Here is a 20343-nt window from a genome sequence, read left to right as displayed (position 1 = left end):
GAAAAGAGTGAAAACATGTGCTATTCTATGTGCAGCAGGTAAAGGCACAAGGTTTGGGGGGAATACCCCCAAACAATTTTTATTTTTAAAGAACAAAATGATAATTGAATATTCTCTTGAAGTGTTTGAAAAATCACATTTTATTGATGGAATTGTGCTACTTGTACCTCAAGGTTTTGAAGATATTGCGAGATATTTAAAAGATAAATTTAGCAAGGTTATTTTCTGGGATTATGGTGGGAACGAGAGAGCAGACACTGTAAAAAGAGGATTGGAGATTTTAAAAGGAGAATGTGATATTGTTGCAATCCACGATTCTGCAAGACCTTTTATTACTTTAGAACTTCTTGAAAAACTAATTGCTGATGTTGAGACTCATTTTGCAGTTGCGCCAGGGATTTTGGCAAATGATACTGTAAAGTTTGTAGTGGATGGTCACATTCAAAATACATTGCCACGGTCTAATATATGTTTGATACAAACACCTCAAGTTTTTAAATTTGATTTAATATACAGGGGATATGAGATGTTTAAAAATGAGTTGTTTACAGATGATCTTCAGTATGTTGAACGGTTAGGTATAAAACCTAAAATAATTGAAAATAGTAGAATAAACTTCAAGATAACAACAAAAGAAGACCTTCTAATTGCGGAGGCTATTGTAGAGAAGGGGTATTGGTAGTAAAATATCTTTTGAAAGGTTTTAAAACTTTTTGAAAAGGTTGTGAGGCTGTGAAAGTGTATGCTTTAGTTGGACCAAGTGGTACAGGTAAAAGCTATAAGGCAATAGTGGTTGCGAAGATGCTGGGAGCAAGTGCTATAATAGACGACGGTATTTTGGTTTACAACTCAAAGCTTGTTGCAGGAAAGTCTGCAAAGAAAGAACCTACATATTTGGCTTCGGTAAGAAGAGCACTTTTCATGGAAGATGATCATGCAAATGAAGTGAAAAAGGCAATAAAGGATTTGAACATTGATTCAATTTTAATATTAGCTACATCCAAGCAAATGGCACAGATGATAGCAAGGAGATTAGAATTGGGAACTATTGAAAGGTTTGTTGATATCAAAGAGGTTTCGAATGACTTTGAAATAAAAAAAGCAATAACCATGCGAAATAAAGAAGGAAAACACGTTGTGCCTGTTCCAACTTTTGAAATAAAAAAAGACTTTTCTGGTTTGCTGATATATCCTTTAAAGCTTTTTAAAAGAATAAACCTCAACGATTATATTGTTGCCGAAAAGACTATAGTAAGACCTACCTTTAGCTATTTGGGCGAATATACTATTTCAGAAAATGTCTTGATTGCGTATATTCGCAGAGTACTCAAAAAAAGCAATGATATTGCTAAGATACTTTCAATTGACCTTGCTATCAAAAATAATCTGTTGTATATAAAAATAGAGGTTATACTAAAATTTGGTTGCAACATAAAATTTGTGCTTGAAAAAATACAAAGGGAGATAAAAGAAGAAATAGAATATTATACCTCAATAAATGTAGAATACATTCATATCATTGCAAAAGGAGTACAGGTGTAAAAATGTTTTACTTGTATTTTCCGAGTTTTTCAGTAGCATTCAAAAGAGAGTTTCTTATCTCTTCAGTCACTGTATTATTGGCATTTCGATAGTCAAACTGTTTATTAAAGTCACAAACGTTTGTATAAATTCGAGAGATATTATCAAGCTCAATTTTACAAATTTTTTCGGCAAAATTGTTTAGTTCTTTTCTAGACAAACAATTTAAAGAATACTTCAAAAGTTCGTTGAAATGATGTAGGCAAAATCCTTTGGAAGAAAGAACTTTTTGCTGAAAATCTTTTTGGTTTTTCCACATGAAAAAGAATACTTCAAAATAATTTTTCATCCTTGCTTGAATTCTTTCACAGATAATGCACTGGACAGAAAGGTTTTCTAAGTATTGTATTAAACCTGTCAGTTTGTTTTTGTTCAAATTTTGATTACCCAGAAGTTTTTTTAGAAATCTGTCTTTTTGCTGCAAAGTTGCCGCTGAGAAATTGGAATATATAAGTTTTTCAAGATGTTTTTTTATTTCATTAAGGTGAGTTTCCAATATAAGGCCATAAGGAAGTTTATTTTTTTGTTCAAGCAGCATGTGAAAATGCCTTCTGCAAAAGCCTTTTTCATTAGTTTCTATCCTTGCATCAACTTCCATAACACTTTCACCGAGCACTATTTCAATGCATTGTTTTTCAAAATTATTTTCAAGGTAACAAAAAGCACATTCGCAATTTATCGAGAAAGCATCATTGACAGGAATCATGTATATTTTTTCTTTCCCCATTTTCAGCCACTCCTTATATTTTTTTATTTATTAATTGTTACCAATTTTAAAATGGTTCATAACATTTATTTTACAGTCTTTTTCTCTTTGTAACAACTGCAAAGTTGTTTATATAAAAAAGAATAAATATCGAAAAAATGGGTATAAAATTTTTAAAGCAAAACTATGAAGATGGAGTGAAAAGTTTATGAAACTTACACCAGATAAATTAAAAAAGAATGTAGATTTATCCAATTTTGAATTTAAAACCACAAATGAGATAGAACCTTTAACAACCATAATTGGGCAAGAAAGAGCCAAAAGAGCATTTGAGTTTGGACTGAGCGTTACCACAAAAGGATACAACATTTACATGTGTGGTCCCACAGGTACAGGTAAGACAAGCTTTGCCGAAAATTATTTAAAGGAGATAGCAAAAAACAAACCTGCTCCGAACGACTGGGTTTATGTTTATAATTTTGCCAATCATGATTCACCTATTGCAATATCTCTGCCAAAAGGAATGGGCAAAGTTTTCAGGAAGGATATGACAGATTTCTTAGAATTTGTAATTAATGATTTGAAGAAGGTTTTTAACAGTGAGGAATACGAAAATGACAAAAATAATATTTACAATGAATATCAGGAAAAAAGGACACAGCTTTTAGATAAGTTAGCTGAAGAAGCAAGAGAATATGATTTTGAGATAAAATATACTCCAAGCGGTGTGTATTTTATTCCTATTGTAAATGGTAGGGCGATTTCAGAAGAGGAATATCCTGAGTTAGAAAAGACTATCAGAGATGAAATTGAAAAAAAGGTCAAGAAGCTTCAACTTGAAACTCAAGAGGTTTTAAAGAAGATAAAGGTTCTTGAAAAAGAGTTGAAAGAGAGAATAAAAGAACTACAAAAGAGGATAGCTGTCTTTACAATAAGTCATTATGTATATGAAATTAGAAGCAAGTATAAAGATAACATAAAAATCTTGGATTATATTGATAGTGTAACAGATGACATTATTGAAAATCTTGATGATTTTTTGGACAAAGAAGAAGAAGACACACAAATTCCTTTGCAATTTGTTCCATATAAAAAATTCTCAAGACTTGATAAATATAAGGTCAATGTAATTGTTGACAATTCAGAATTAGATGGCGCGCCTGTTGTTTATGAAGTAAATCCCACTTATTACAATCTCATAGGAAAAATTGAATATGATAACGAGATGGGCAACATTCTTGTTACAGACTACACCAGAATCAAGGCGGGAGCAATTCACAAAGCAAACGGAGGATATCTCATCCTTCAGGCAAAAGATTTGCTAAGCTATCCACAGGCATGGGAAGCCTTGAAAAGAGTACTAAAAACAGGTCAGATATACATTGAAAATCTAAAGGATATTTATGGACTTTTTATAACTCCTTCTTTAAAACCAGAACCTATACCAGTTGATTTAAAGGTTATTTTGATTGGTAGTGAGTATATTTATAACATCTTATACACATACGATGAAGATTTTAAAAAACTTTTCAAGATTAAAGCTGATTTTGACAGCGAAATGGATTACAATCAAGATAATCTCTATAAGATGATTCAGTTTATTAGTTCATTTTGTAAAAAAGAGAATGCATTGCCATTTTCCAAGGATGCCGTTGAGAAGGTAATTGAATATTCCTGCAGACTTGTTGAGAACCAGGAAAAGCTTTCAACACGGTTTAATGAAATTGTTGAGATATTGGCAGAAGCTAACACCTGGGCTCAACTGGAAAGAAGTAATGTGGTGAGGAAGGAACATGTAAGCAAAGCAATTTGTGAAAAAGAATACAGAAGCGCAAAATATGAAGAAAAAATAAACCAGATGATTGAGGAAGGTACTATTTTAGTTGATGTAGATGGTTATAAGGTAGGTCAAATAAATGCTCTTGCAATTCTGGATGTTGGTGACTATGTTTTTGGCAAACCTTCTCTAATAACTGTTACCACAAGTAGCGGAAGAAGTGGTATAATAAATATTGAACGTGAAGTACAAATGTCTGGTAAAACTCATAGCAAAGGTATTTTGATTATCTCAGGGTATATTTCCCAGCTGTTTGCCCAAGATATGCCACTTACGTTAAATGCAACTATATGTTTTGAACAACTATATTCTGGCATTGAAGGTGATTCTGCATCAGCAGCTGAACTTTGTGCCCTGCTTTCAGCCTTGAGTGATATGCCCATCTATCAGGGAATAGCAATAACAGGTTCTGTAAACCAAAAAGGAGTGATTCAGCCTGTTGGCGGTGTGACAAAAAAGATAGAAGGTTTTTATTATGTTTGCAAGAAAAAAGGTTTAAATGGCAAGCAGGGTGTTATAATCCCACATCAAAATATAAAAAATTTAGTATTGTGTGACGAGGTGGTAGAAGAAGTTAGAAAAGAAAATTTTCACATCTGGGCAGTAAAAACAATCGATGAAGCTATTGAGATTTTGACAGGCAAAAAGTTTGATGAAGTGGTACTTTTAGCAAGACAAAAGTTAAAAAGATACTTAGACAATTTGGTAAGTTTTAGTGATAAAAAAGATGAGTAAGAAAGGAGAGATATTTTGAGATGTCTATGGATATGTTAGAAGTTTTAAAGTCTCGAAGAAGTATCAGGAAATATAAAAAGAATATGGCTATTGACAGAGAAGTTATTGAAAAAATAATTGATGCTGCAAGATTTGCACCTACTGCAAGAGGAAATGAAGGCTGGGAATTTGTTGTAGTAACAGATGAAAACATTAAAAGACAAATTGCTCAAAAAGCCCGATATGGCAAATTCATAGAAGACGCTTCGTGCTGTGTTGCTGTGCTTTATGAGAAAGATTTCGAATATATTTTAGAAGATATGTCAGCAGCGACCACGTATATTTTAGTGGCTGCAAAAGCTTTAGGACTTGGTAGCTGTTGGGTTGCAAGCTATAAAAAGGAGCATTCAGAAGATGTCAAGAAGCTGCTAAACGTTCCAGACAATTTAGAACTTTGTGCGATCATTGCAATAGGTTATGCTGATGAAGAACCTGTAAGAAACAAAAAGCCCCTATCTTCAATACTTCACTGGAATAAGTACCAAAGAAAATAATACGGGAGGGAATTTCTAATTTGTTTAGGGAAATTGAGATAAGAACAAAAGATAGAGTAGATTTTGTTGATATTACAAGTAAATTAAAAGAAATTGTTAGACAGTCTAATATTGAAGAAGGACTCATGACAGTGTTTGTTCCACATACAACTGCAGGTATTACAATCAATGAACATGCTGACCCGTCAGTTGTAAGTGATATAAAAAAACAACTTGAAAAGTTAGTGCCAGCGAACAATGGCTATAGCCATAGTGAGGGGAATTCTGATGCGCATATAAAGGCAAGCCTGATAGGTTCATCTGTTAATATTATAATTCGAAATGGTGAGATGATGCTTGGTACATGGCAAGGAGTGTTCTTTTGTGAGTTTGATGGACCAAGGAGAAGGAAGATATATGTGTATATAAAATAAAGTTTTTATTTGCTCCGAACACCTCATGAAACAATAGCAAGGATTAAGATAGGTGTTCGGAGCAAAAACCTTTACATTTGACAAAGAAGAAAGCTTGTGTTAAAATATTATACGCAAAAACAAGCGGGTATGGCGGAATTGGCAGACGCGCTAGACTTAGGATCTAGTGGCAACAGCCGTGGGGGTTCAAGTCCCTCTACCCGCACCAAGAGAAAAATATCTTGACAAAAGCAAGTGAAATCATTAAAATATATAATTGCGATGCCGGAGTGGCGGAACTGGCAGACGCACAGGACTTAAAATCCTGGGACCTGAATAAGGTCGTACCGGTTCAAGTCCGGTTTCCGGCACCAGATGTCGCGGGGTGGAGCAGCTGGTAGCTCGTCGGGCTCATAACCCGAAGGTCGGAGGTTCAAATCCTCCCCCCGCAACCAAATATAAATATAGTAAAAATGGCGGCGTAGCTCAGTTGGCTAGAGCATGCGGTTCATACCCGCAGTGTCAGCGGTTCGAATCCGTTCGCCGCCACCATTTTATATAAAAAGAGGTATGGCCCCGTGGTCAAGTGGTTAAGACACAGGCCTTTCACGCCTGTAACAGGGGTTCGAATCCCCTCGGGGTCACCAAATAAAAAAGGAGAAAAGGGCTTTTGAAAAGGCCCTTTTATTTATTTTATACAATCTTTTCAATATATTTCTTCTCCCTTTTCACCACAGTTTCGAATGTGATGTTTCGTTTTTTGAAATTGACATTCCCAATCTATTAATTTATAATAAGAAATGAGTAAGTACTTACTTAATAAAAGGTGGTGAGAAATTAGTGAAAAAGAGTGAAGTAACAAAAAACAAGATAATCCAAACAGCTATAAAGCTTATTTCTCAAAATGGTTATGCTGCTACAACTACAGCTCAAATAGCGAAGGAAGCAGGAGTTTCTGAGGCCACACTTTTTAAGTATTTCAAAGACAAAGAAACCCTTCTCAAAGAGGTTATCAAGGCAGGAGTGACACAGATTCTTAGCCAGGTTGCTCTTTTACCATTAAAAGAAAATATTAAAAAGAGTATGGCTTTAAAAACTCCAGATTTTATAAAGTCATTAATATGTGAAAGACTTGAGATGGCAGAAAAAAATATTGATATTTTCAAAGTCGTGTTGATTGAAATACAATACAATGACCTTTTAAAAAAAGAGGTAAGTGAAAAAATGGTACCCAAAACCTGTCAATCAAAGCAGCTTATTGAAAGAATACTTATGCAAAAAGCTGATATCAGTTCTGATATGGCAAAGGGTCTTTCAAGGGTAATAATAGGGACGGTGTTGACTTTTCTTATTCAAAAATACATTTTGGGAATTGAGACTTCTGAAGATGAACTGGATAGAGAGATTAACAATGTACTTTTGGTATTCAAAAAAGCAATTGGGGAGGAGTAAAAAATGGCAAGTATAAAAATCAAAACAAAATTGGTTTTGTTGTCATCTTTTTGTATAATTTTTTTGTTTTTCTTGACAGGATGTAAAGCAAAAAATGATGAAGATATTTATTCGTCGACAGTTGAGGTAAAAAGCATAGATATAAATAGTGAAATTGCCGGCAGGGTAGAAAAGGTGTATGTTGAGGAAGGTTCTAAAGTAAAAAAAGGAGATGTAATAGCCAAATTAGATAGTGGTATTTTGGAAATTCAAAAAAACTTATCTTTGTACAATCTTGAAATTGCGAAGATTTCTTCTGAAATTGCAAAAGAAAATCTTGAAATTGCAAAGCTAAAATATGCTCTTGTAAACAAAAAGCCATCTAAATATCAGTTAGAGCAGTTGAAAGAAAATATTTTCCAACTTGAAGCACTTAAGGAAGGAAATACAAAGAACATTTCTCTGCTTCGCAAAGCTATTGAAGATTTAAAAGCTGTTAGGGTTTCAAACACTGAAATGCTTAAAACTTTGACTGAACTAAAAATTCAGCTGAATTCCTTGGAGGCGCAAAATGAAAGTGTGGCACATCAAATTAATTCTCTTGAAGTTCAGCTTCAAATGGTAAAAAACGAGAATGTAATGCCTGAAGACAAGTCAATATATGCGATATCAGTCGAAATTGCTCAAAAGAATTATTCACAAGCCTTGGAATATGTAAAAATAGCAGAAGGGAACTTGAAACTTTGTGAGGAAAATCTAAAAAAAGCCTCCATCATTTCACCAGCAGATGGTATTATTTCGATAAAGGGCGTTGAAGAAGGTCAATTTATTGGACCTGGTAGTTTTGTAGCTCAAATTTCTCTTGACCACTACTACCTTAAAATTTATGTACCCTCGACTAAGCTTGGAAAAGTAAAGATAGGGAAAGAGGTTAACATTGTCTCTGAAGAAGGGCAGAAAGCATATGGAAAGATTGTGTATATTTCTGATAAAGCTGAATTTACTCCGCGAAATGTAGAAACAAAAGAAGAAAGACATAATATGGTTTTTATGGTAAAGATAAACATTACAAAGAATAAAGATATACTCAAGCCTGGGATGATTGTAGACGTAATCTTGTAAATCATTTTTAGAAAGGTAGGTGAAGGTTGATTTGGACAAAGCTATAAAAATTGAAAGACTTACAAAGAAATTCAGTAGATTTGTTGCGGTGAATAATATTTCATTTGAGGTTCCAAAGGGTTGCATTTTTGGACTGCTTGGCCCTAATGGCTCTGGGAAAACCACAACTATAAAAATAATCTGCGGAGTATTAAGAGCTACAGAGGGTTATGTTGAAGTTCTTGGAAAGGATGTTTCAAAATACCCTGAAGAAGTAAGACAAAATATTGGGTATGTTTCTCAAAAATTTAGTTTGTATGAGGATTTGACGATTGAAGAGAACATTAATTTTTATGGAGCTGTGTATGGTCTTTCAAAAAACGAAATTGAGACAAAAAAGAAACAACTTATGAAACTCTTCAAATTTGAAGGCAGGGAAAAGTCTCAAGTCAGTACCTTATCCGGCGGAATGAAACAAAAACTTGCTTTTGCATGTGCCACACTGCACAATCCGCAAATCCTGATTTTGGATGAGCCCACAGCAGGAGTTGACCCCATTTCAAGAAAGGAATATTGGGAAATGATAAAATTTTTTTCAAACAGCGGTGTGACAGTGCTTGTAACAACCCATTATATGGACGAGGTATATGGACGAGGCAGAAAGATGTGATGTTGTTGCATTTATGTTCAATGGAATTTTAAAAGAGATTGACACGCCTTATAATGTAAAGAAAAAGTATATGTCTGACAGCATAGAGGATGTCTTTGTGAAGGTATTTTCTGAGTAAAAGTGTTCAAAAAGAGGTGTTAGTTTGCTATGAGAGGATTTTCAGCAAGAAGGTTCTTTGCTATTGCTAAAAAAGAATTTATTCAAATAAAAAGAGACAAAGCAAGTTTTGTTTTGGCATTTGTAGCACCGTTTATTATGCTTATGCTCTTTGGATACGCTGTTAAAATGGATATAGAGAATGTTGTAATCGGCATACTTGATATGTCAAATACACTTGAAAGCAGAGAAATTATTAAAAAACTCCAGAATACCAGGTATTTTAAGCCAGATTTGTTTGCGCAGAATCAGAAAGAAATTGATGAGTGGCTTGACAGTGGAAAAATTAAAGCTGCCCTGATTATTCCTTCAAATTTTTCTACAAAGCTAAAGCAAAAAAGAAGTCCACAAATTTTATTCATTGTTGATGGCACAGACCCAACAATAGCAAAGACAGTATTTACAAGTGGTATTTTAACAATACAAAATATGTATAACCAAAGTATTTTAAATAAGCCTTTTATTGATTTGAGAACAAGAGTTAAGTACAACCCTTCAATGAAAAGTGAACTTTTTACAATACCCGGTCTTATGGGTTTGATAATGCAGAACATAACAATTATATTAACTGCTTTTGCTATTGTGAGGGAAAGAGAAAAGGGAACTATTGAACAGCTGATTGTAACACCTATAAAATCAATTGAACTGATATTGGGTAAACTTGTACCTTATATATTTCTTGGATTTGGAGATTTTTTGGTGGCGCTATTATTTGGTGTTGCTTGGTTTAAAGTACCAGTGAGAGGTAGTATATTTTCACTTTTGCTCTTTGGATTGGAATTTGTCCTGTGTGCTCTTATGATAGGAATGCTTATCTCTTTTATTTCGAAGACCCAGCTTCAGGCAATGCAACTTGCACTTTTGTTTTTACTTCCAAGCGTTCTACTTTCAGGTTTTATGTTTCCAAGAGAAGCAATGCCACCTGTGATAAGGTTTTTAGGTAATTTTGTTCCTCTTACTTATTTTCTTATAATTTTGCGAGGGATTGTTTTAAAAGGAGTAGGAGTTGAACAACTTTGGAAAGAAGTATTGGTATTAGTGTTTCTTGGAATACTTCTTTTGCTGGTTTCTGTAAAGAAATTTTCAAAAAAACTTGATTAAATCCAAAAATGATGTTATTGACAGACCGTGTGGTAATAGCTTAAAATATATTAAAGAAAGAGTAAAGTTTTGCGGATGTGGCGGAATTGGCAGACGCGCAAGACTCAGGATCTTGTGGGGCTCTCCCCATGGGGGTTCAAATCCCCCCATCCGCACCATGTAAAAAATGAGAGGTAGATATAGAAAAAAGACCTCACCAGAACAAAAATCTGGTGAGGTTTTTCTTTTTAGGAGTAGTAAAATTGAAAGTAAAACATTCAAACAAGTATCCGACGAATTTAATTACACACTGCAAACTCAAAAATTTAGCTAATACCTTCCCTGATTATTATACCATAAACTTTGAATAATTTACTCGTTTTATTGATGCAAACACCAATATTCATGAAATAGACAAAAAGACAATAGAAAGATATACCCGATTTTTGAAACAAAATAATGTGTGCTAAAGATACTTAAAGATTTTAGTAAGAAATTTATGAGACTAAAAGAAATAAGGAAAATTTTGGAAGAGACAAAAAAGAGTAATTTTTACTATGATATTTTGCTAAAACTTAAATAGACTCCAATCCTTTATTTACAAGGGATTGCAAGCTATTTTTATTTTAACTATCTGCAAAAGTCAAGCTTCACTTTGTACAATTATTCCATTAGTTCCCTTTAACGGTTTGTCACTTCTTTTTATAGACAGAGCTTGTGAGATGTAATATAATAAAGATAAAAGAAGTATACTTGTGTTGTGTTTTATGATTATTGTCAATATATAGCATAAATAAAAAAAAAAAAAAAAAAAAAAAAAGTTGTTACTTGAAGACAATGGATTGCTATAAATGGGAGGAAGGCTTGTGAGCACTGAAAAAATAGCAATTGAAAGGGAATACATAAAAATTTCATGGTTTTTAATTTTATCAATTGCAGTGTACTTACTTTTTGATAAGCTGTTATTTTCACCTACTTTAGAAACACTTTCTTTTTCACAGTGGCTTGTTCCTCTAATATTTTTGTTTATTTCATCAGCCTACAATATATTCAAGATATGGCTTTTTGGTAAGAATGGACAGATTAATGAAGAGATTTTTAGGTATTTGAAATTTTTTGAGGTTGTAAATCTTGTATTCTTTTTCGGATATGAGAGGCTTTTTGATTTGATGTTTGTCATATCGCTTGTATTCCTATTTTACATTGAAAGAATAAATATGAGAAATTTAAGGCAGGTAGCAATGGTTTTGATTTTTTCATATACATTTTTTATATTTCTCGATTTTATTACAAACAATATCACCAGCGAAGATTTGAGAAACCTATTTTATATTCTATTTTATATCTTTTGGTTTTCTTATTCTAACAAACTTGAGGTCTTTGAAAAAAGTCAAACTAATGAAATTAGTATAAAACTAAAACAGTACGAAGAAAATTTAAGAAACCAACAGCTGCTTAGTGAGGCAAAAGATGCAAAAATTAAAGAATTGGAAAGGGAAATAAGTTATCTGAAGGAGATTAACAAAAGACTAAACATCTCTCTGGGGGAATTTTTTAACCTTCAGGAAATTAGTAAAATAATAACACAAATACTTGATACTAATGAACTTTTAAAGTTTGTTAATGATGTTTTAATTGGAGTCACTGGTGTTGACAAAAGCTCTATACTGTTATTTAATAAAGAAAAAACAGAGCTTTATGTTGCATTTTCTAACCTTCCAGAGAACGAACAAAAAGAAAGCTTTAAGCAGGAGAATATAGGGTGGCTCAGAAGTGTTGCATTAAATTGTGAAAATGGCTATAGGAATAAGGTGAGCAGTGAAGATTGTCCTTTCATAAATGGAAGAGCTACAAAGTCGATAATGTATGCTTCATTGGCAACAAAAAATGACAGGTATGGAATAATACTACTCGAACATATATTTGAAGATGTATTTACAGAAGACAATCTTAGATTTTTAACATCCATTGCTGCACAAGTTTCAATTGCATTGGAAAACTCAAGTTTGTATCAGCAGATGAGGTCAATGGCTATGGTTGATGGGCTAACGGGTGCTTTCAATAGAATATATCTTTATGAAGTCTTAGAAAGAGAGATTCAGGCATCTGCAGGAAGATATCCGATTAGCATTGCTCTTTTTGATGTTGATAATTTTAAAAAGTTAAATGATACATACGGGCATTTGTTCGGAGACAAGGTGTTGCAAACGATAGTTAGAATAGCAAGAGAAAAGGTGCGAAAAGGTGATATTGTTGCACGTTATGGAGGAGAGGAATTTATAATAGTCTTTAATCACCTTGAAAGTAATGAAGCTTACAAGGTAGTTGAGAGAATCAGAAGAGCTATTGAAAGTGAAATAATAGAAGATAATTTGATTCAGACTCGAGTGACAGTTAGCTTTGGTATTGCTTCTTATCCTTTGCATGCTGACAATGTAAAAGATCTTATTAAATGTGCAGATATTGCAATGTATAGAGCAAAAAGTAGTGGGAAAAATTGCACAGTAGTATATAATCAGGAATTGGAGATGAAAGTATGAGATGTCCTTTTTGTGGGTATGAAGACAGTAAAGTTGTTGATACTCGCCCAACTAATGAAGGAAAAACTATAAAAAGAAGACGTGAGTGTCTAAAATGTCAAAAAAGATTTACAACATACGAAAAAATAGAAAAACAGCCAATTTTAGTTATTAAAAAAGATAATAGAAGAGAAGAGTTTGACAGGAATAAGATCTTAAATGGTATTATAAAAGCGTGCCAGAAAAGACCTGTCTCTATTGAGCAGATGAATAAGATTGTAGATGAAATTGAGAATGAGATTTATAATTCTATGCGCGAAGAAATCTCATCAAGAGAAATTGGTGAGATGGTTATGGAAAAGCTCAAGAAGATTGATGAGATTTCATATGTGAGGTTTGCTTCTGTTTACAGGCAGTTTAAGGATATAAATACCTTTATAGAAGAGCTTCAGAAGCTTTTAACAGAAAAGATAGAATAATCTTGAGAGAAAGTGAGAAAAATAAAAGTAGAGTACAAAAAATCACAGAAAATCGTCGATTTTGGGCAAATTTGAGAATTGAAAGTAAAAGAAAAAGATATATAATATTAATTGAAAGTCAAAGATAGTCAAAATCAAAAAAAACGTCCTAAAAATAAAAATAGAAAAGAGGAGGGTGATGTGAGATGCTCAGAGACATAGTTCCATTTGGCAAAAGACCATTTGACATTATGAGAAAGATTGAAAGAGAGTTTTTTGACATTGATGACTGGTTTGAAGATTTCTTTGCACCATTTGAAAAAGGTACAAGATTCATGAGAACTGACATTAAGGAGACTGAAAATGAGTATATTATTGAAGCAGAACTTCCGGGGGTCAAAAAAGAGGATATCAAGATAGAGCTTTATGATAACAAACTTACAATAAAGGCAGAGACAAAGAAAGAGGAAAAAGAAGAGAGAGAAAACTTTATAAGACGAGAAAGAAGATATGGTGCATTTTCCCGAACATTCTATCTTGACAATGTAAAAGAGGATGGTATCAAAGCAAAATACGAGGACGGAATCTTGAGAATAGTACTTCCAAAAGAAAGACCTTCAAAACCAGATGTAAGAACAATTGATATAGAATAAGCAAATTCTCAGGGAAGGTAAAGACCTTCCCTGATTGTTTTATACTGTCCTTTAAATACTTTTTACGTGAGGTGTTGATTTGAGATGAATATGGAAAGATTTACTCAAAGTCTTCAAACTGCTCTTTTAGATGCACAAAATACAGCTATTGTTTACAAGCATCAAGAAATAGGGCCAGAGCATCTCCATTATGCACTTGTGAATGAAGATGGTAAACTTGTAGCAAAGATTCTTAAAAACATGGGTATTGACATAGAGCTTTATAAAAGAGATGTTGAAGAGCAGCTGAAAAAGATTCCAATGGTATACGGACCTGGTGCTTCAACGGTATACGTAAATAGATATGTAAACGAGATTTTAATCAGGGCAGAAGAAGAAGCAAAAAAGTTTAAAGACGAATATATAAGCGTTGAGCATGTTTATTTAGCTATGATAGACTCAGATATCCCTTCTTCTAAGAATATATTCAGAAAATATGGAATTACACGCGAAAAATTTTTACAGCAGCTTTACAAAATTAGGGGAAATCAAAGAATAACAAATCCAAATCCTGAGGAAGTTTATGAAGTTTTAAAGAAATATGGCCGCGACCTTACTGAACTTGCAAGAAAAGGCAAGCTTGATCCTGTAATTGGAAGAGATGAAGAGATAAGAAGAGTTATCCAAATACTTTCGCGCAGAACCAAAAATAACCCTGTTTTGATTGGCGAGCCTGGAGTTGGTAAAACTGCTATTGTTGAAGGGCTTGCACAAAGAATTGTAAAAGGAGATGTTCCAGAGGGGCTTAAAGACAAGACAATTTTTGCTCTTGATTTGGGTGCCCTCATTGCAGGTGCAAAATACAGAGGAGAGTTTGAAGAAAGGCTGAAAGCTGTTTTAAATGAAATCATTGCTTCTGAAGGAAGAATAATACTTTTTATTGATGAGATACACAACATAGTTGGAGCAGGAAGAGCAGAAGGTGCTATGGATGCAGGAAACCTTTTAAAGCCCATGCTGGCAAGGGGAGAACTGCATTGTATCGGCGCAACAACAATTGACGAATATAGAAGATATATAGAAAAGGATGCTGCACTTGAGAGGAGATTTCAGCCTGTTTTAGTAAATCCTCCATCTGTTGAAGATACCATTTCCATTTTGAGAGGACTTAAAGAGAGATTTGAAATCCATCACGGAGTACGAATCACAGATGATGCTTTGATTGCAGCAGCAAAGCTTTCGGACAGATATATTTCAGATAGATTCTTGCCTGATAAAGCAATCGACTTGATTGACGAGGCGGCTGCACTTTTGAGAACTGAGATAGACTCTATGCCTACAGAACTGGATGAAATTACAAGGAAAATTATGCAGCTGAGAATTGAAAATAATGTTTTGCAAAAAGAAGAAAACCCGAGCGCAAAACAGCGCATAGAGGAAATTGAAAAGGAAATTGCGCAGCTTCAAAGCAGGGCAGATGAACTTTCGGCACAGTGGGAGTACGAGAAAGAGCTAATAAAAGAGGTAAGAAGAATCAAAGAAGAGATTGAAAATGTTAAAATTCAAATTGAAGAGGCTGAAAGAAACTATGACCTAAATAGGCTCTCTGAGCTAAAATATGGCAAGTTAATAGAACTCCAAAAAGCTTTAGATAGAAAACGTCAGGAATTAGAAAAGATTCCACCGGAAAAAAGACTTTTAAAAGAGGAAGTAACAGAAGAGGAGATTGCAAAGATTGTATCAAAATGGACAGGAATTCCTGTTGCTAAGCTTGTAGAAACAGAAAGGCAAAAGATTTTAGAGCTTGACAAAATTTTGCACAGACGTGTTGTTGGTCAGGATGAAGCAATTGAAGCTGTGTGCAATGCAATAATGAGAGCACGAGCTGGAATAAAAGACCCGAGAAAACCAATAGGTACCTTCTTGTTCTTAGGTCCAACTGGTGTTGGTAAAACAGAACTTGCAAGAGCGTTAGCTGAAGCTCTGTTTGACTCTGAAAACAATATGATAAGAATTGACATGACAGAGTATATGGAAAAACACTCAGTTTCACGCTTGATTGGAGCACCACCAGGATATGTAGGATATGAAGAAGGAGGCCAGCTTACAGAAGCTGTTAGAACAAAACCTTATTCTGTTGTGCTTTTTGACGAGATAGAAAAAGCTCATAGAGATGTTTTTAATATTCTTCTTCAGATAATGGATGATGGAAGGCTTACTGATTCTAAGGGCAGGACTGTGGATTTTAAAAATACAATAATAATAATGACCTCTAACTTGGGAAGTGAGTATCTTTTGAATGCAAAAATTTCAAATGGTGAAATAGATGAAGAGACACGGAAACTAATAGATAGAGAATTAAAATTACATTTTAGGCCAGAGTTTTTAAACAGGCTTGACGAGATTATAATCTTCAAACCTCTCACAAAAGAGCAGATTATAAAAATTATTGACCTTCGAGTTGCAGAAATCCAACAGAAGCTAATAGAAAAAGGAATTTCAATAAGGCTGACACAAAGAGCAAAAGAGTTTGTTATGGAAAATGCCTTTGATGTAAACTTTGGTGCAAGGCCAATAAAAAGGTTCTTGCAAAAAAATGTTGAGACACTTATAGCAAAAGAAATTTTAAAGGGTACCATTGTTGAAGGTGACAGTATTGATATAGATATTGAAAATGGAAAATTTGTTATAGTAAAGTAGAGCCATGTCGAACATTTTGTGAGGTTTGACATGGCCTTTTTTTAGTTTTTTTCTTGAAAAAGATGAGATATTAAAATATAATACTTAATAAGTTTGTGGTTTTTGCATATTTGAATTTATACATAAAAGGTAGGAAGGATGGTAGGTTGGGATGATATGGTCTGAATATGAAAAACTCAATAGAAAACAGTATGAAGAACTGCAGCTTGAAAGACTTAAAAGAACGGTAGAAAGGGTTTATGAAAATGTTCCTTTTTACCGTAAAAAATTTGATGAAATAGGAGTAAAGCCACATCATATTAAGAATTTAAAAGATATTCGGCTTCTTCCCTTCACAACTAAGGATGACCTGAGAGAAAACTATCCGTATGGTCTTTTTACTGTCCCTCTTTCAAAAATTGTTAGAATTCATGCCTCCTCAGGCACAACAGGTAAGCCAACCGTTGTAGGATATACAAAACATGACATGGAAGTGTGGACAGAGGTTGTTGCAAGAATAGTCACAGCAGCAGGTGTCAGAGAACATGATATTGCTCAGATTGCTTTTGGTTACGGACTCTTTACTGGTGCTTTTGGACTTCACCAGGGTTTAGAGAGAGTTGGTGCAACAGTAATTCCAATTTCAAGTGGTAATACTGAAAAGCAGCTTATGGTTATGCAGGATTTTGGTGCTACAGTTTTGGTATGTACACCGTCTTATGCACTTTACATAGACGAGGTTGCAAATGAACTTGGCATTGATAAGTCAAGGATAAAACTAAGACTGGGCCTTTTTGGTGCAGAAGCTTCAACAGTTGAGATGAGAAGAGAGATTGAAAAGAAGTGGGGACTTTTTGCAACAGAAAATTATGGACTTTCTGAAATAATTGGTCCAGGGGTTTCTGGAGAGTGTGAATATAGAGAAGGGTTACATATAAATGAAGACCATTTCTATCCTGAGATAATAAATCCCGACACAGGAGAGGTTCTTGAAGAAGGAGAAACAGGAGAGCTTGTATTAACAACCATTACAAAAGAAGGTATGCCTCTTATAAGATATAGAACAAGGGATATCACCTCACTTATATATGAGCCATGCAAGTGCGGAAGGACAAATGTGAGAATGACATCTGTTAAAGGAAGAACAGATGATATGCTAATAATCCGAGGTGTCAATGTATTTCCCTCTCAGATAGAAAGTGTTCTAATGGGAATTGAAGGTATAGGTCCTCACTATCAACTTGTTGTCACAAAGAAAGGATATTTGGATGATTTGGAAGTTCATGTAGAGCTTGTTGATGGAAAACTTTTGGAAAGATATGCTGAACTCGAGAAATTAGAAAATAAGATAAAGCACAGGATATTTACTGTATTGGGATTAAATGTTAAGGTAAAACTTGTTGAACCGAAAACTTTAGAAAGAACTACTGGAAAGGCAAAAAGAGTAATTGATTTGAGAAATAAAACCAATTAAATGTAATGGAGGTTGAGATAAATTGAAAAAGCTTTTGCTTGGAAATTTTGCTGTTGCCAGAGGATGTTATGAAGCAGGAGTTAAGGTTGCAACAGCTTACCCTGGCACACCTTCAACAGAGATTACAGAGGCAATAGCCCAGTATAATGAAATCTATTGTGAATGGGCGCCAAACGAGAAAGTAGCGCTTGAGGTTGCAATTGGTGCAGCTATTTACGGCAGGCGTGCCATCTGTTCAATGAAACATGTAGGTTTGAATGTGGCAGCAGACCCTCTTTTTACTGCATCTTACACAGGAGTAAATGCCGGGCTTTTGATAGCTGTTGCAGACGACCCAGGTATGCATTCTTCTCAAAACGAGCAAGATACCAGAAATATAGCAAAAGCAGCAAAAGTACCTGTATTAGAGCCATCTGATAGTCAGGAATGCATTGATTTTGTCAAGATTGGTTTTGAGATGAGCGAAAAGTTTGATACTCCTGTAATTTTGCGACTTACTACAAGAATTGCTCATTCTCAATCTGTTGTAGAAGAAGGGCAGCGAGAAGAAGTAAAATTTGAATACAAAAAAGATATACAAAAATATGTCATGATGCCTGCAATGGCCCGTCCACGTCATGAATTTGTAGAAAAAAGATTAAAAAGTTTAAAAGAATTTTCAGAGACAATTGGAATTAATAAGATTGAACAAGGAACAGAGAAAATGGCTTTCATTGCCTCTGGGATAGCTTACCAGTATGTCAAAGAAGCTTATCCTGATGCGTGGGTTTTGAAACTTGGCATGGTGTGGCCACTTCCAGAGAGACTAATAAAAGATTTTTGTTCTCAATTTGAAAAGGTGTATGTAGTTGAAGAGCTTGACCCATTTTTGGAAGAGAATATAAAAGCAATGGGAATAAACAATATTGTGGGAAAAGAGATTTTCAAATTAACAGGTGAATATTCGCCGTCATTTATAAAAAGGGCGGTAGAGAACAAAGAAATTGAGGTTCCATACAAAGTAAAACAAACACTTCCTCCAAGACTTCCTGTGCTTTGCCCTGGGTGCCCCCACAGAGGAATTTTTTATGTTTTAAGCAGGCTAAAAGATGTTGTCATCACAGGTGATATTGGATGTTATACCTTAGGGGCACTATCTCCTTTTAATGCAATGGACAGTTGCGTTTGCATGGGTGCAAGTATTGGAATGGCGCACGGAATATCAAATGCATCAGATAAAAAGCAAAAGGTTATCGCAGTGATTGGAGATTCTACATTTGTTCACTCAGGGATAACAGGTATTATTGATGCTGTATACAATGGTTCTGATATACTTGTTATGATTTTAGACAACTCAACAACTGGAATGACAGGGCATCAAGACCATCCCGCAACAGGATATACAATAAAAGGAGAGCAAACTTACAAACTTGACCTTATGAGCCTTTGCAGAGCTTTAGGCTGCGTTGCAGTAGAGGAAGTAAATCCGTATAAAATAAAGGAAAATGTAGAAAAAATAAAGCAATTATTAGACCTCCCAGGTGTTAAGGTTGTGATTACTAAAGCACCATGCAGGCTGCACCGAAGGTATAAATTTTCAATTTCAAAAAGATATATTGATTTTGAAAAATGCAAAAATTGCAGACTATGCTTGAGTTTGGGTTGTCCCGCTATTTCCTTAAAAGATAAACCTACAATTGATACTAACTTATGTCTTGCATGTGGAATGTGTGAAGATGTTTGTAAATTTGGAGCAATTTTAAGTCAAAAGGAGCAGTGATTGCATGAAAAAGAATATAAATATATTGATAGTTGGTGTTGGTGGTCAGGGAAATATATTATTTAGCAAAATTTTGGGAGATGTTTTATTAAATATTGGATATGATGTAAAAATTTCTGAAGTTCATGGTATGGCACAAAGAGGTGGAAGTGTAGTTACATATGTTAAGGCAGGCGAAAAAGTATTCTCACCTCTTGTGGACAAAGCAGAAGCTGATTATATTTTGGCGTTTGAAAAATTAGAAGCTTTAAGGTGGCTTGAGTATCTGAAAAATAATGGAATTTTGATATATTCAGATTATGAAATTCCTCCTCTGAGTGTAATAACAGGAGCTTATGAATATCCTGATGTAGAAAAAATCTTGCAAACAGTTGGTGTTAAGGCTTGTAGGGTTGAAGTTAAAAAGCTGCTTTCTCAGTTAGGAAATTCAAGGGCTCAAAACATCTTGATGCTGGGATTTTTTAGCAGGTTTTTGGATATAGATGAGGCTTTATTTAAAAAGTCTATAGAGAGGAATGTAAAAAAAGAGTTTATTGAAATTAATTTAAAAGCATTTGAGCTTGGTAGAAGAATTAAAATGTGTGAGGTGGAAAAGTAAAG

16 protein-coding genes, 6 tRNA genes and 1 pseudogene are annotated in these 20343 nt (G+C 34.2%); 22 read left to right on the top strand and 1 reads right to left on the bottom strand.

The features are described from left to right. Positions 1–7 precede the first annotated feature (7 nt). Together ispD and ATHE_RS07610 are read left to right on the top strand one after the other, a co-directional pair. Entirely contained in the window at positions 8–682 is a 675-nt protein-coding gene (gene ispD, locus ATHE_RS07615) for a 2-C-methyl-D-erythritol 4-phosphate cytidylyltransferase (protein WP_015907972.1), read from the top strand. Between the two features lie 56 nt (positions 683–738). Further along, on the top strand, positions 739–1542 hold the full coding sequence (locus ATHE_RS07610) for an Asp23/Gls24 family envelope stress response protein (RefSeq protein WP_013430166.1): 804 nt from the start codon (positions 739–741) through the stop codon (positions 1540–1542). Positions 1543–1549: 7 nt separating this feature from the next. Here the strand turns inward: ATHE_RS07610 and ATHE_RS07605 are convergent, their stop codons facing one another. Beyond that, a complete protein-coding gene (locus ATHE_RS07605) occupies positions 1550–2308 on the bottom strand; it encodes a DUF6062 family protein (protein ID WP_015907971.1) in 759 nt (252 codons plus the stop codon). Positions 2309–2495: 187 nt separating this feature from the next. Between ATHE_RS07605 and ATHE_RS07600 the strand changes: the two genes are divergently transcribed. The 20 genes and pseudogenes from ATHE_RS07600 (at position 2496) to ATHE_RS07505 (ending at position 20341) form a co-directional block, all read left to right on the top strand. Further along, positions 2496–4859 (top strand): ATP-binding protein, encoded by a 2364-nt coding sequence (locus tag ATHE_RS07600; protein WP_015907970.1) that lies wholly within the window; start codon positions 2496–2498, stop codon positions 4857–4859. 20 nt (positions 4860–4879) lie between these two features. Then, complete coding sequence (locus tag ATHE_RS07595) at positions 4880–5392, top strand: nitroreductase family protein (RefSeq protein WP_015907969.1); 513 nt, start codon at positions 4880–4882, stop codon at positions 5390–5392. A 20-nt stretch (positions 5393–5412) separates the two neighbouring features. After that, positions 5413–5805, top strand: coding sequence for a secondary thiamine-phosphate synthase enzyme YjbQ (locus ATHE_RS07590; RefSeq protein ID WP_013430170.1), 393 nt, complete (start codon positions 5413–5415; stop codon positions 5803–5805). Positions 5806–5928: 123 nt separating this feature from the next. After that, positions 5929–6013: transfer RNA gene (locus ATHE_RS07585), tRNA-Leu, on the top strand. A gap of 55 nt (positions 6014–6068) precedes the next feature. Continuing rightward, a tRNA-Leu gene (locus ATHE_RS07580) sits at positions 6069–6158 on the top strand. Between the two features lie 5 nt (positions 6159–6163). Further along, a tRNA-Met gene (locus ATHE_RS07575) sits at positions 6164–6239 on the top strand. A gap of 20 nt (positions 6240–6259) precedes the next feature. Further along, a tRNA-Met gene (locus ATHE_RS07570) sits at positions 6260–6336 on the top strand. Between the two features lie 20 nt (positions 6337–6356). Continuing rightward, positions 6357–6431: transfer RNA gene (locus tag ATHE_RS07565), tRNA-Glu, on the top strand. 193 nt (positions 6432–6624) lie between these two features. Beyond that, the gene (locus tag ATHE_RS07560; protein WP_015907968.1) at positions 6625–7236 is read left to right on the top strand and encodes a TetR/AcrR family transcriptional regulator; all 612 of its coding nucleotides are present in this window, start codon (positions 6625–6627) and stop codon (positions 7234–7236) included. Between the two features lie 3 nt (positions 7237–7239). Continuing rightward, complete coding sequence (locus ATHE_RS07555) at positions 7240–8337, top strand: HlyD family secretion protein (RefSeq protein WP_015907967.1); 1098 nt, start codon at positions 7240–7242, stop codon at positions 8335–8337. 31 nt (positions 8338–8368) lie between these two features. Next, positions 8369–9104 (top strand): annotated as a pseudogene (locus ATHE_RS07550) (ABC transporter ATP-binding protein). A gap of 29 nt (positions 9105–9133) precedes the next feature. After that, on the top strand, positions 9134–10243 hold the full coding sequence (locus tag ATHE_RS07545) for an ABC transporter permease (protein ID WP_015907964.1): 1110 nt from the start codon (positions 9134–9136) through the stop codon (positions 10241–10243). A 71-nt stretch (positions 10244–10314) separates the two neighbouring features. Then, positions 10315–10401, top strand: a tRNA-Leu gene (locus tag ATHE_RS07540). 687 nt (positions 10402–11088) lie between these two features. Next, the gene (locus ATHE_RS07535; protein ID WP_015907963.1) at positions 11089–12762 is read left to right on the top strand and encodes a sensor domain-containing diguanylate cyclase; all 1674 of its coding nucleotides are present in this window, start codon (positions 11089–11091) and stop codon (positions 12760–12762) included. After that, positions 12759–13220 (top strand): transcriptional regulator NrdR, encoded by a 462-nt coding sequence (gene nrdR / locus ATHE_RS07530; RefSeq protein WP_013430173.1) that lies wholly within the window; start codon positions 12759–12761, stop codon positions 13218–13220. The genes ATHE_RS07535 and nrdR overlap by 4 nt, the downstream gene beginning before the upstream one ends. A gap of 185 nt (positions 13221–13405) precedes the next feature. Beyond that, positions 13406–13852: an Hsp20/alpha crystallin family protein gene (locus ATHE_RS07525; RefSeq protein WP_015907962.1), complete on the top strand. Its 447-nt coding sequence runs from the start codon at positions 13406–13408 to the stop codon at positions 13850–13852. A gap of 84 nt (positions 13853–13936) precedes the next feature. Further along, a complete protein-coding gene (gene clpB, locus ATHE_RS07520; protein WP_015907961.1) occupies positions 13937–16531 on the top strand; it encodes an ATP-dependent chaperone ClpB in 2595 nt (864 codons plus the stop codon). A 151-nt stretch (positions 16532–16682) separates the two neighbouring features. Further along, positions 16683–17984 (top strand): phenylacetate--CoA ligase family protein, encoded by a 1302-nt coding sequence (locus ATHE_RS07515; RefSeq protein ID WP_015907960.1) that lies wholly within the window; start codon positions 16683–16685, stop codon positions 17982–17984. Between the two features lie 22 nt (positions 17985–18006). Continuing rightward, complete coding sequence (gene iorA / locus ATHE_RS07510; protein WP_015907959.1) at positions 18007–19743, top strand: indolepyruvate ferredoxin oxidoreductase subunit alpha; 1737 nt, start codon at positions 18007–18009, stop codon at positions 19741–19743. 4 nt (positions 19744–19747) lie between these two features. After that, a complete protein-coding gene (locus ATHE_RS07505; protein WP_015907958.1) occupies positions 19748–20341 on the top strand; it encodes an indolepyruvate oxidoreductase subunit beta in 594 nt (197 codons plus the stop codon). Positions 20342–20343 lie beyond the last annotated feature (2 nt).

Source organism: Caldicellulosiruptor bescii DSM 6725, from assembly GCF_000022325.1.
Taxonomy (GTDB): domain Bacteria; phylum Bacillota; class Thermoanaerobacteria; order Caldicellulosiruptorales; family Caldicellulosiruptoraceae; genus Caldicellulosiruptor; species Caldicellulosiruptor bescii.
Note: the sequence above shows the minus strand (reverse complement) of the source record. Positions and strands in the feature narration are given on the sequence as shown.